This window comes from Leuconostoc sp. XM4 (genome assembly GCF_055698815.1).
In genome coordinates, this window is sequence record NZ_CP134507.1 from 675,598 (window position 1) to 689,298 (window position 13,701).

A 13,701-nucleotide genomic window follows, 5' to 3' on the forward strand; every position below is an offset into this window, starting at 1 on the left:
CTGGAGGTAAATAGTAATGGATAATTTTAATATGAACGCTCGTCGTGATGTGACGGGTGTAGATGAGGGAATGCGCGCATTCTTTAAACAGACATATAGCTTTATGGGTATAGCAGTTTTACTTACCGCAGTGACAGGCTTTATAGTACAAAACTTTTTTTTGGAACAAGTTGCTAAGTTGCTTGTAGGTAATGTTATTGGTCTTTTGGCACTGTTGGGTATTCAGATGTTGATTATAACGATGATTGGTCGTGCAACTTTTAAAAATCCTGCTCGTGCTTTTGGCTTGTTGATGGCTTTTGCAGTGGTTGAAGGTTTGACGCTTGGTGTCTTGTTAGCTGTTTATACAGGAGCTTCTGTGATGATGGCTTTCGTTTCTGCATCCGCGGTTTTCGGTGGAATGGCAGCTTATGGTGTTTTCACAAAACGTGATTTAACGGGACTAGGTTCGATTTTGTTTGGTCTGTTAATCGGTTTGCTGATAGCATCAATTGCTAATATGTTTTTCTATAGTGGAATCGTTTCGCTATTGCTCTCATGGGCTAGTGTCGTTGTCTTTTCCTTATTTACAGCATATGATAATCAGAACTTGAAGGTAATGTATTCACAATTTGCTGGTCAAGCAGATACAACAGGACTTGCAGTAAATGGCGCCTTGAGATTATACCTAGACTTTGTCAATATTTTCTTCGCGCTGTTACGCATCTTCGGCGTTGTTAGTGGTTCACGCGACTAATGAAGAAGACCCATATGGGTCTTTTTTTTGTGAAAAAAATTTAGTTATAAACTAGAAACAAAAATTTTAATTTTAAAAAAATAATCACGTATAATGAAATAGTTGGTAAAATATGAAAATTATTGTTGAGGAATATTATGAATTTGAATCGGAGAAAAAGCATTATTTTGGTGTCAATTATCTTGGTATTACTGGCTATTGTTTTTGTGCAAGCAGCACGTTATTATCATGATACATATGTAACAGAAGTCGGCTATGCCAAAACATCTGCACATGTTCCTAAAAAAGAAAAAACTACAGATGATAACGGGAAGGTTATTGCTCATTCACATAGTTATATATACAAATTTCATTTTGTTACCAAAAAAGGTGAAAGAAAGACACTCAATTATGAATTAAGTGGTGAAAATGTAAGGCCATTGAAAAAGAATAGTTTTGTTAAAGCCGATATTAGTGATAAACGGGTAGTAAAAGGTCCATACATCATTAGTAAGTCAACAATTCCAGATAATATTATTCATAAGCTGAAATAATACTTTTGAACACTTTCACAAATACTGACTAGTATAGTCCATTGCTTTCAAAATGTTATCGTTTTAAAATATTGTATGTGATTTTCAACTCTACCGAAAAATGCACACTCTTGAATGTGGGATCACATGCTTACCTATTGTGTGGCTCTTTTTTATTTAGTTAAAATGACTAACGTTTGACAAATAAAATGTTTCAGGTAAAATAAATCTTATGCGCAAATTTAAGGGAGAGAGTATTTTTATGACATTTACAAGACTACTAAGGGTAGCTGGAGCAGTATTTTCACTGTTTTTCATCAGCACTTCACCTGTGCTGGCGGGGACTGTGACATCAAATGAGTATCAACAATATTATCACCATAATATTGAGCAAGGGCTTATGAATGACGTACAAAGTATTTGGCAGGATTCATCGGGATACTACCATATTTACTATTTAGCTGATTTGAATTATAAGCATGATGACGATGGCACGGAATGGTATCATGTTAAGACAAAAGATTTCGTACATTACGAGAAACTAGGTATCGCTATTCCAAAGTTTCAAAATAAATGGGAAGCAGTTGCGACTGGATCAGTAATTAAAAACACGAATAAGTTCTTTTCTGATTTGCCAAAAAAAGCAATCATCGCTTATTTCACTAGTTATACACCAACGGGACAAAAACAATATGTGGCTTATTCTATCGATAATGGTGTGACCTATCAACCTTATTCTGACGGAGCCATTATGTCTGCATCATCTGCAAAAGCTCACTTTAGAGATCCATACGTCTTTTTCAATAAAGAAACGAAAAAAATGACGATGTATCTTGCTGAAGACGATAAAATTGGTGTTTATACTAGTGGCGATGGTAAAAACTTCAACTATGTAGGTGCTACACCATTGAACAGCGGTGCTTTAAATGGTAAGGATCTGGGATTGATTGAATGCCCAAATCTAAAAACAATGTGTGATACAACTACGGGGACAACTAAAACGGTGATGTTTTTCGGTGCTAATGGCTACAATTACGGTCAGACTAGTGGTTCTTATTATATGGTTGGGCACCTTGATGATAATGGTGTATTTGTTGCTGAACAGCAACCAAAGCGTGTTGATGATGGTTCAGATTATTATGCTAGTAACTATTTTCAAACATCGGATAACACGAATATATTGTCAATTGGTTGGTTAGGTAATTGGGAGTATTCATGCAAAAAAATAGTTGATGCGAATAATGAACAATCATATAAGTTGGGATCATTATCGTTAGCGCACCAATTGAATTTAACCAAAGTTAATGGTGAGTACACAATGACATCTTCACTGGTTAAGCCCTATGATAGTTTGACAAAAACAGTTAAAGATACGATTAATACAAGTCAATTATCTAAAGATAACGAGGGCTATTATCAACTATTGGATACCCAACGCTGGACAAGTCAAAACTTCTATGTACAAATGACAAATAAAAAGAAGGAAACTGTCTGTGGAAACATTCATTTGTCATTCAAGCAAAAGGATTCAACCATTGACTTAAATTATAATGCAGATACCGGATATTACACGGTATCACGACAAACAAAAAATATCGCTGATAGTGATGCAAATACTGAATATAATAAAAAATTTGTCGAACAAAGCGGTGTCGTTAATCCAAATGTGTTCAAGCTACATGTATACACGGATAAAACAAGTGTTGAGTTTGAATTTGAAAATAGCGGACGCACTTATTCATTATTAAAGTATTCGACAGAAGAAAATTTATTATTTAATATTGAAACTGACAGTGAGAACGACTTGTTTTATTCGATGAGCAATATTGATAATAAATAATCTTTGCTAATTAGCAGCATTTTTAACTAAATAAAAAAGCACGTAGAACTTTTAGCTGGTGAATTTGGCTAAAAGTTTTTTATCTTTTTGACTAGTAACAACATAAAATGCGTGCAAAAACTGGTTCATAAGAAATTACTATACTTAAGTGATATATCAACGTGTGTTACACTTAATATAGATAAATATAAGATGGGACATTAAGATGACCAATAAAAAACTATTACTTATTGATGGCAATTCGCTGGCTTTTAGAGCTTTTTATGCGATGTACAATCAGTTAGATCGTATGATCTCGCATGAAGGATTGCATACAAATGCATTAGTGGCTTTTAATAACTTTTTAGATAAAATTGTAGATCCAATGGCTCCAGATTTAGCATTAGTGGCTTGGGATGCTGGTTCTGGAAAAGAAACGCATCGTGGGAAGTTATTTCCTGAATATAAGGATGGCCGTTCTAAAGTACCAGAGGAATTTAAAGAACAGTTTCCATATTTACGTGAAATGGTTATGTTGCATGGATTGCGGAATTATGAACAGGCTGGATTAGAAGCTGACGATATCATTGGAACTTATTCACGTATGGGTGAAGCAGCAGGGTATTCTGTCATTATTGTAACTGGCGATCAAGACTTGACGCAATTAGCCACGGAAAACGTTACTGTAAACGTGACTAAAAAAGGTGTAACAGATATTGAAAGCTATACACCAGCTTATATAAAAGAAAAATTTGGGCTTACACCGGATCAAATTATTGATAAGAAGGCGTTAACGGGCGATACATCTGATAATTACCCTGGTGTTACAAAGGTCGGTGAAAAGACAGCATTAAAACTTCTTGCCGAATATAATAACATTGATAATTTGTATGATAATATCGATAAACTGAAGCAGTCAAAAATGAAGGACAATTTGATCAATGATCGTGAATTAGCCTTCCAAGCACGTGAATTAGCTACAATTTTAACTGATGCTAACTTACCTTTACCGCTTGAAGAAATGGAATATAGAGGTGTCGATTTTGAGAAGATTATTCCATTCTATGAAAATTTGGATTTCAAACAACATTTAGCGAAAATAAAAGCATTACGTAAATCTGGGCAGCTTGAGAATACAAAAGAATTTGATAATGGTATAAATTTTGTCGAATTAAAAGAAAATAATTTAAGAGCAATTGCGATGCTAGGTGATAAGATATCAGTTCATATTGAATTTGTGGGTGATAATTATCACGAGGGTGAAATGATTGGTTTCGCCATTGGTAATCCAGAAGTTGGCTACTATGCTAGTCGTGACATCTCCTTGTTACAAACTGAAGAGTTGAAGTCGGTGATTGAGAATGAGCAGATTTTAAAAAATGTTTTCAATGTTAAAGCACAGCTTGTATTATTTAAGCGACTTGGTTTGGCACTTAAGGGCGTGAATTTTGATTTTATACTGGTTGCATATTTGCTTGATACGGTAGCTAATGATAATGTTTTGTCCACTTTGGCACAGCGTTTTGATGTTTATTTGGCACCTGATGAAGATATTTATGGTAAAGGCGCCAAATTCACTGTGCCAACCGATACCAATCTTTTATTGTCGCACATTGCTCATAAAGCGGATGGACTTTTCAAATTAGAAAAACCAGCGTTCACAGAATTAAAGCAACACGAACAAACGCACCTATATACGGACATTGAGCTACCATTAGCGTTTGTTTTAGCTGATATGGAATATCAAGGGATTAAGGTCAATCCTGAATACTTACGAAATAAAGGCAAAGATTTATCCGAACGAATAGCTGATATTCAATCAGCCATCTATATTGAAGCTGGTGAAGAGTTTAATCTAAACTCACCAAAACAATTAGGGGTATTGTTGTTTGAAAAAATGGGTTTACCTGTAATTAAAAAAACAAAGACAGGCTACTCAACGGCTGTGGATGTTTTAGAAAAACTAGCACCGCAAGCGCCTATAGTTGACCATATTTTGCAGTATCGTCAGCTGGCGAAACTAAAATCAACTTACATTGACGGCCTGCTTTCAGTTATATATCCTAAGGACAGCAAGATTCACACACGATTTTTGCAGACTTTGACACAAACTGGTCGATTGTCATCAGTTGATCCTAATTTGCAGAATATTCCAATGCGTTCAGAAGAAGGGCGCTTAATCCGAACAGCATTTGTTCCTAGCCATCCGAATTGGCAAATATTTGGTGCCGATTATTCTCAAATTGAATTACGTGTTTTGGCCCATGTTACGGGTGATAAAAACATGCAAAAAGCCTTTCTAAATGGCGAAGATATCCATGCCGAAACAGCTCGAGCTGTCTTTGGCTTAGCCGATGATGCAGTAGTTGATCCACTTAAGCGTCGTACGGCTAAAGCTGTGAATTTTGGTATTGTGTATGGTATTTCGGATTATGGATTGGCTAATAATTTGGGGATTTCACGTGCCGAGGCGAAACGTTTTATTGATACTTATTTCCAAGAGTTCCCTCAAATTCATGAATGGATGAATACAATTAAGACTTTTGCACATGAACATGGTTATGTAGAAACAATTGCCCATAGGCGACGTTATTTGCCAGATATTCAAGCAAAGAACTTTAATTTAAGGTCATTCGCTGAACGCACTGCGATGAACTCGCCCATCCAGGGTTCAGCAGCAGATATTATCAAAATTGCGATGATAAAGGTTAACGAGGCTTTACGAGAGAATAATTTACAGGCGAGAATGTTGCTTCAAGTACACGATGAATTGATTTTTGAAACCCCCGTAGACGAAATTGATGAATTGACCGAAGTTGTTACGAATGTTATGGATTCAGCCGTTGCATTAGATGTACCATTGAAAGTTGATGCACATCATGGTGACACTTGGTACGATGCAAAGTAGGGATCACAAGAATTCAGGTGAGGACGGATTATTATGATGATAAAATTGCCTTCAGTATTAGCAGTGGCGTCTAGTGGCGACATGACAGTATGGCAGATCATGCAAAAAATAGGGATATATGTTGCAATTTTTGTGATGATCTTTTTGTTAGTTGCTGCTAGTCAACTCGTAATTTCTAGACTGCGTCATAAGAAGTTTAGTCATCATCATTTGTTTTATGATGCACTGTTTGTTACAAGTTTCATCTCGTTGCTTGTCCTTGGAGGTTCTTACTTATACCAAAAAAATGTGGCGGGCATCAAAACAGTTATTTTGAAACCAATTCATGAACAAGAACGCAAAACGGCTAATAAAAAAGCATCAGAAGATACAACTTCGCGCGCCCTGATTCGAAAAATGGTTATGCGAAATGCAACAAAAAATTTTGAGAAACAAGGATTTGTATCAATTCCAAGTACAAATATTTTATTGCCAATTTATAATGATGCCTATAGTGATGAAGGACTGAACCTTGGTGCAAATTACGCGAATAAATCTGAAAAAGATCCGGAGGGGAAACAAAAGCCAGTTATGGGACAAGGAAACTATGGGTTGGCAGCCCACAATTTTAATGATGGTCAGACTGGATTTAGCGCGTTGCAACAGACAACCAATAATGATTCACCGTATTTGCAAGATGGCAAGGTGAAGGGTTCATCATGGTTAAACGGGAAAAGCGTTTTGTTGGCTAATAGCAAGGGGATTTACCAATACGAAATTACTAGCCAAAATACAGTTGCATCAACAGAGGTATCAGTGTTAAACCCAACTAAGAAAGCACAGTTAACAATTATTAGTTGCCTTTTCCCATCAACGGCATATCGAATTATTACACATGCTGAATTGAAAAAAACATATACGTGGCATAATGCACCCGAAAAATTGGTTAGTGAATTTAATTTGAAAGTACGCAATACTAATGCCCGTGTGAGTTGGTGGAATCCAGGAATAGAAGAAGGCGCAAATGGTGATGCTGGTGGAACAAAATAAATTGAATTGACTGAATAAAAATGGTTTCAGATAATGAAACCATTTTTTGATAAATAAAATTCATTACCATTTATTTATACAGTGAACAGCGCTATAATAAGCGAAAGCATAAAAATAGTGTCAAAAACTTTTCATTACATAGGAATAAAAATGATAGATAAACAAAAACGTAAGGATACCTCACTAATATTTAAGCGACAATTTTTCGATGTGAAAGCACAAGAATATTTGCCTATTTCTGCTGATGAATTATTATCTCAGCACTTGCTAATTACTGGTGTTACTGGTAGCGGAAAGTCTTCGACTGCGCTAACCATTATAGAAGAACTCAAAAAGAATCAGCAGAATGTTATTGTATTAGATCCAACAGGTGAATTCCGTACAATACCAAATGTACAGCGTATCGTGTTGGGGGATGATGGTTTCTTTGATGTTACTCACTTGACGAGTGATCAAATTGCTCATCTATTAAATATTACAGATGAATCGCTGCTAGCCAATTTACCCGCTGCAATTGAAAGTTTGCAAATACAAAACAATGTTGTAGCAAAACCAGGAATCTATAAAAAGATCAATAGAAGCCAAATTGAACATGATAACCTAGTGGAGCAGCTTAAAATTAAGGATAAATACTTTGATTTAAGCTTGCTGGCTAATCAGTTGCAAGAAGAATTTATTACGCCTTATGTTGATGAGCGTGCTGATTTTTCATTATTAGGACAAATTTATGATAAGGAAGCCATTGCCAAAGCATGGTCAAGTCTTGCTCAATTAAAACAAACCTTAAAAAATAAACAAATACGTACTTTATTGTTAAGATCAACGAAACAAGAAATTGTGCACTATGATGTCGATTATTTACTGCGATTGTTTATAACACGTCGGGCGACGAAACAGAGTTTGATCATCGATTTATCTTTGTTTAGTCACGAACAAAAATTAAATCAAGTACTTGTTGAAATTCTGACTCTGCAGATGATGAGCATAGCAAAACTTAATGGACTAAGCTTTCCTGTAACAATCTTTATTGATGAAGCACATCGATACTTGTCTAATGATGGTCATGGCAATTACGGCATCTTTTCGTTAATTCGTGAGGGACGAAAACTAGGATTGGATTTGATGCTGAGTACACAAAGCCCATTAGATGTTCCTGTTGAGTTACTCGGGCAATTTGGTAGCTTTATCGTGCAGCGATTAAACACACGAAATGAAATGAAAAACTTATTAATCATCAAAGAGGACCTAATTGACCAAGTAGCACATTTAGCAACTGGGGAGGCGCTTTTAAAAACAATTGGTCGCCAGGAGTTGAAAAAGGTCAAAGTGGAACTGAGTACAATTAGCCATCAAACCGAAAATATTCCATTTGGTCTATAACTAAACTTAATGTTAGAAAACCTGACACATAATTTGCAAAGGTTATTAATTTCGTTTAGAATAAAAGTATCTTAAGCGGAGGTATTGTGATGAGCGAACGCGAATTGAGACGTAATTTATCAATTTTACCAATTGGTACTGTACGCGAGCTCACGTTATTGACTGATCGTCAGATTAGATACTATGAACAACAGAAATTAATTGCGCCGGGTCGCGGCAAAGGTGGCCAGAGACGTTTTTCATTAAATGATGTTGATCGTTTGCTCGAAATTCGTGATTTCTTGGATGCTGGAGACTCTATCAAGGATATTCAAGAAATTTTTGCCAAGCAACGCCGTAAAGCACAAGAAAAACAAGATTCAGAAGCAGCACTACGCCGTTCACTACAAAAAGAATTCGCCCAACTTGGACGATTCGGGGCTCATTAAGAAAGGACAATCATGGCTCGCAAAACTTTTACCAAAGAAGAAATTAAGCAAATCGTGGCAGACGAAAACGTGGAGTTTATCCGCGTAACATTTACAGACGTCTTGGGCGCTATTAAAAATGTCGAAGTGCCCACATCACAGTTAGATAAAGTGTTAGATAATGATTTGATGTTTGACGGTTCATCTATCGAAGGATTTGTGCGTATTAATGAATCAGATATGTATCTATATCCTGATTTGTCCACATTCATGATTTTCCCATGGGCGACTGACGGACACGGCGGTAAGGTGGCACGATTAATTGCTGATATTTATACAGCGGATCGTGAACCATTTGCTGGCGACCCTCGTCACGCACTACGTACTGTGTTAACAGAAGCACGTGAAGCTGGATTTACTTCATTTAATGTTGGTACTGAGCCTGAATTCTTTTTGTTCAAGCTTGATGAAAAAGGAAACCCAACCACTGAATTGAATGATAAGGGTGGCTACTTTGATTTGGCACCTTTGGATATGGGTGAAAATGTTCGTCGTGAAATCGTCTTGACATTGGAAAAGATGGGCTTTGAAATCGAAGCAGCTCACCACGAAGTTGCTGAAGGTCAACACGAAGTTGATTTTAAGTATGCATCAGCATTGGAAGCGGCAGATAACATTCAGACATTTAAGCTCGTTGTTAAAACAATTGCGCGTAAGAATGGTTACTTTGCAACATTCATGCCAAAACCAGTTGCTGGCATTAATGGTTCAGGTATGCACACAAACATGTCTTTGTTTACTAAAGAAGGCAATGCATTTGAAGATGTTTCTGATGAAATGGGACTTTCAAAAGCAGCTTATAACTTCTTGGGTGGTGTTTTGGAACACGCTACAGCCTTTACAGCTTTGGCAAATCCAACCGTTAACTCATATAAGCGTTTGACGCCTGGCTTTGAAGCACCAGTTTATGTTGCTTGGTCAGCTTCAAACCGTTCACCAATGGTACGTGTTCCAGCATCACGTGGGCAATCAACACGTTTGGAACTGCGTTCAGTAGATCCAACGGCCAACCCTTACACATCTCTTGCAGCAATTCTTGCTTCAGGATTAGATGGTATTAAGCGTGAGTTGGAACCATTGGCTTCAGTTGATAAAAACATTTATTTGATGGATGAAATTGAACGTGAGCGTGCCGGTATTACGGATTTGCCAGACACATTGTTGGCGGCAGTTCGTGAACTTGCAGCTGATGACGTTGTCCGTGCAGCGATTGGTGAACATATTGCTGACAAATTTATTGAAGCAAAGAAGATTGAATATACATCATATCGTCAGTATGTTTCTCAATGGGAAACAGATTCATATTTAGAAAAGTATTAATCTCGTAGAAGCAGAAATGCTTCTTTTTTATTGCTCAAAATTTTAGACGAACGTTCAGTTTTAATGTTTTTGTAAACGCATACATCGCTAACGTTCGGATAAAAACAAATAAATGTCAAAAACGTTCGTTATATACGAACTCTTTTTTGATTATTGTGAATTTTCTTATTTTAAAACGAACACAAATGTATAAAAATCTGTTAAATTGTAATTGTAAACGAACGATAACCTTGCAAATCACAAAAATTGTACACATTGGAGAAAAATATGCCTCAAGTTGCAGTTGTCATGGGATCAACTAGTGATTGGTCCAGCATGAAAAAAACGACAGAAATTTTGGATATATTAGGTGTTACTTACGAAAAACACGTCATTTCAGCGCATCGCATGCCTCAAGAATTACAAGCATTTGGCACACAAGCAAGAGACAATAAGATTCAAGTAATTATTGCTGGTGCCGGCGGCGCAGCTCATTTGCCTGGTATGCTGGCAGCTAATACAACGCTACCAGTCATCGGCGTGCCGATGCAATCACGGGCACTAAATGGACTGGATTCTTTACTCTCTATTGTTCAAATGCCAGCGGGGGTTCCCGTTGCAACAGTTGCAATAGGTGATGCAGGTGCAAAAAATGCGGCAATTCTAGCTGCACAAATTATTGCTTTAAATGATAATGACGTATTGCAGGCCTTGAATGAATATCGAGAACGCCAAACAAAGACTTCTATTGAAAGCGAGGCAGAATTGATATGACGGGAGTAATTTTACCGCCGGCAACGATTGGTATTATTGGTGGTGGCCAACTTGGTCAAATGATGGCTCTTTCTGCAAAAGAAATGGGGTACCGTGTCGGAATTTTGGATCCCACGAAAGGCTCTCCAGCTGGGCAAGTATCAGATTTTCAGATAGTTGCTGATTATGATGATGTCGAAGCATTAAATGAATTATCACGACGAAGTGAAGTGTTAACATATGAATTTGAAAATGTTGATCGAGATGCATTGAATGAGCAAAGCGATGCAGAATTGCCGCAAGGTACAGAACTACTAAGAATTACAAGCGATCGCATTACTGAAAAAAAGTTTATTCGGGATGATGCTAAAGTACCAGTCACAAATTTCATTGAAGTAAATTCACCCGAAGATTTACGAAAGGTAACTTTACCAGCTATCTTAAAAACAGTGAGTGGAGGATATGATGGCCACGGTCAGTGGTCAATTAATACAGTGCAAGATATTGTTAATATTGAAAAAGATTTTCCAGATACGCAATTAATTTTAGAACAAGTTGTGAATTTTAAACAAGAGCTAAGTATTATGGTTTCACGTTCCCAAGATGGGCAAATTGTGACCTGGCCGATTGTCGAAAATGTTCATGAAAATCACATTTTAAAAACGACAACAGCACCTGCTGACATCTCATTGACACTCAAGAATAAAATTGAAGCAATTGCTGAGAATATCGCTGAGTCACTTAAATTGCGTGGCGTACTTGGTATTGAGTTATTTGTCGCTGACGAGGAAGTATGGGTTAACGAATTAGCACCGCGACCACATAATTCTGGACATTATAGTATTGAAGCGACAAATGTATCACAGTTTGAAGGACATGTTAGAAGTATTGTCGGTCTACCTATACCAAAAATTGAGTTGCAAAGCCCTGCTACAATGTTAAATTTGTTGGGCGATGAGTTAACACAAGCTAGAGAAGATTTAATTCATCATCCTGAGTGGCATTTTCACGATTATGGTAAATTGGCTGTTAAACTTAATCGTAAAATGGGACATATTACGGTACTAGGAACAGAAAATGGTCGAAAATTAAAAGAATGGGGTGACTTGCATGAGCAGCGCAACTGAATACGAAGACAAAACAGTGACTCGCGGAGAACTGAAATATCAAGGCAAGGCGAAACAAGTTTATTTCACAGATAATCCTACAATTTTGTGGGTTCATTATATGGATCAAGCAACAGCTTTAAATGGTAAGGTACATGAAAATATACCAGAAAAAGGCCAATTGAATAGTGCAATTTCGCATATATTATTTGAACATTTAACACGTCAGGGCATTGAAAATCATTATCTTTCTTCGGTTTCTGAAACAGACGAATTGGACTTAGCCCTTGAGATTTTGCCCATTGAAGTGGTTACGCGAAACTACGCATCAGGGCATTTTGTAAGTAAATTTAACGCAACGCCAATGCAAAAATTAACACCAGTTGTTCAAGAATTTTACTATAAATCAGACGAGCTGGATGATCCCTTCATGAATGATTCTCAAATTTTAGCTCTTGGTTTTGCCACATTATCTGAACTCACAAAATTACGTGCTTATGCCCAAGAAGTTAATCAAGCGCTCACAGAAATATTTGATGAAATTAATATTAACTTAGTCGACTTTAAATTAGAATATGGTCGTGATAGTGAGGGAAAGTTAATCTTGGCTGATGAATTGTCACCAGATAATATGCGTTTGGTCGACCAAAAAACAGGTAAGTCACTTGATAAAGATGTGTTTCGAAAACATGCTGGTGATGTTACTGTTGGTTATCGTGATGTTCTATCACGTTTAGAAAATTTGGAGAAATAATATGTACTTAGCAAAAATATATGTCACATACAAGCCATCAATCCTTGATCCACAAGGTGAAGTGATTAAAGCTGCGTTAAATCGTATGGATTATAGCGGAATCGAGCAAGTATCACAAGGAAAATATTTTGAAATTAAGCTGAAAGCGACCGATGTTGATGCTGCTACTTCAGAAGTTGAAAGTTTCACTGATGCCCTATTAATCAATCAAAATACCGAAACCTACCGCTTTGATTTATCTTTGGTAGATGAGGACGAGGTACTATCATGAAAGCTGCGGTTATTAGTTTTCCAGGATCAAATTGTGATTTTGACATGTTACATGCATTGCAAGAATTTGGTGTTGACGCAGAAATTGTTTCTGCAAAACATAATAATTTGAAAGCATATGATGCAATCTTTTTACCAGGGGGTTTTTCATACGGAGATTATTTGCGTACAGGAGCGATTGCCCGTTTTTCACCAATCATGAGTGCTGTGACACAGGCGGCTAATGATGGCAAGCTTATTGTTGGCATTTGTAATGGATTTCAAATTTTGACAGAAGCTGGTTTGCTACCTGGACAACTATTAACAAATAAAAAACCAGGATTTATTTGCGATGAGATAGCACTTTCAATTGCAAATCCAAACACCGCTTATACAAATGCTTATGATTCTGAAGAAATAATTAATATTCCTGTGGCACATGCAGAAGGAAATTATTATGCCGATGCAGAAACATTGACGAAACTTGAAGAGGATAATCTGATTGTTTTCCGATATGTGGATAATCCCAATGGATCAGCACATGATATAGCGGGGATTATGAATGAAAATGGTAACGTCTTTGGTATGATGCCACACCCAGAGCGTGCAGTTGATGCAGTGACTGGTAACGAAGATGGTAAGAACTTTTTCAAAAGTATTTTGAGCGGCATTCTAGCAGGAGCCTAATA

At 36.8% G+C, this 13,701-nt stretch carries 13 protein-coding genes; all 13 read left to right on the top strand.

Features of this window, described 5'->3' with window-relative positions:
* Positions 1–16: 16 nt before the first annotated feature.
* The 13 genes from RHP64_RS03495 (at position 17) to purQ (ending at position 13,699) form a co-directional block, all read left to right on the top strand.
* The gene (locus RHP64_RS03495; RefSeq protein WP_014324494.1) at positions 17–736 is read left to right on the top strand and encodes a Bax inhibitor-1/YccA family protein; all 720 of its coding nucleotides are present in this window, start codon (positions 17–19) and stop codon (positions 734–736) included.
* A 137-nt stretch (positions 737–873) separates the two neighbouring features.
* Entirely contained in the window at positions 874–1,269 is a 396-nt protein-coding gene (locus RHP64_RS03500) for a DUF1093 domain-containing protein (protein WP_025267916.1), read from the top strand.
* Between the two features lie 241 nt (positions 1,270–1,510).
* Positions 1,511–3,088 (top strand): glycoside hydrolase family 32 protein, encoded by a 1,578-nt coding sequence (locus tag RHP64_RS03505; protein ID WP_025267917.1) that lies wholly within the window; start codon positions 1,511–1,513, stop codon positions 3,086–3,088.
* 205 nt (positions 3,089–3,293) lie between these two features.
* A complete protein-coding gene (polA, locus tag RHP64_RS03510) occupies positions 3,294–5,975 on the top strand; it encodes a DNA polymerase I (protein ID WP_025267918.1) in 2,682 nt (893 codons plus the stop codon).
* A 33-nt stretch (positions 5,976–6,008) separates the two neighbouring features.
* Entirely contained in the window at positions 6,009–7,004 is a 996-nt protein-coding gene (locus RHP64_RS03515; RefSeq protein ID WP_080675392.1) for a class A sortase, read from the top strand.
* A gap of 150 nt (positions 7,005–7,154) precedes the next feature.
* Positions 7,155–8,384, top strand: a complete 1,230-nt coding sequence (locus tag RHP64_RS03520) for an ATP-binding protein (RefSeq protein ID WP_025267920.1) — start codon at positions 7,155–7,157, stop codon at positions 8,382–8,384.
* A gap of 89 nt (positions 8,385–8,473) precedes the next feature.
* Positions 8,474–8,812 (top strand): MerR family transcriptional regulator, encoded by a 339-nt coding sequence (locus RHP64_RS03525; RefSeq protein ID WP_010289022.1) that lies wholly within the window; start codon positions 8,474–8,476, stop codon positions 8,810–8,812.
* A gap of 12 nt (positions 8,813–8,824) precedes the next feature.
* Positions 8,825–10,171 (top strand): type I glutamate--ammonia ligase, encoded by a 1,347-nt coding sequence (glnA, locus tag RHP64_RS03530; RefSeq protein WP_011679509.1) that lies wholly within the window; start codon positions 8,825–8,827, stop codon positions 10,169–10,171.
* 267 nt (positions 10,172–10,438) lie between these two features.
* The gene (gene purE / locus RHP64_RS03535; protein ID WP_025267921.1) at positions 10,439–10,924 is read left to right on the top strand and encodes a 5-(carboxyamino)imidazole ribonucleotide mutase; all 486 of its coding nucleotides are present in this window, start codon (positions 10,439–10,441) and stop codon (positions 10,922–10,924) included.
* Positions 10,921–12,030 carry a 5-(carboxyamino)imidazole ribonucleotide synthase gene (gene purK, locus RHP64_RS03540; protein ID WP_025267922.1) on the top strand — a complete coding sequence of 370 codons (1,110 nt, stop codon included), beginning with the start codon at positions 10,921–10,923 and terminating at the stop codon, positions 12,028–12,030. The genes purE and purK overlap by 4 nt, the downstream gene beginning before the upstream one ends.
* A complete protein-coding gene (locus RHP64_RS03545) occupies positions 12,014–12,763 on the top strand; it encodes a phosphoribosylaminoimidazolesuccinocarboxamide synthase (protein ID WP_038534119.1) in 750 nt (249 codons plus the stop codon). Before purK ends, RHP64_RS03545 begins: the two co-directional genes overlap by 17 nt.
* A 1-nt stretch (position 12,764) precedes the next feature.
* Positions 12,765–13,034: a phosphoribosylformylglycinamidine synthase subunit PurS gene (gene purS, locus RHP64_RS03550; RefSeq protein WP_004164272.1), complete on the top strand. Its 270-nt coding sequence runs from the start codon at positions 12,765–12,767 to the stop codon at positions 13,032–13,034.
* Entirely contained in the window at positions 13,031–13,699 is a 669-nt protein-coding gene (gene purQ / locus RHP64_RS03555) for a phosphoribosylformylglycinamidine synthase subunit PurQ (RefSeq protein ID WP_011679512.1), read from the top strand. Before purS ends, purQ begins: the two co-directional genes overlap by 4 nt.
* The last annotated feature ends 2 nt before the right edge of the window (positions 13,700–13,701 follow it).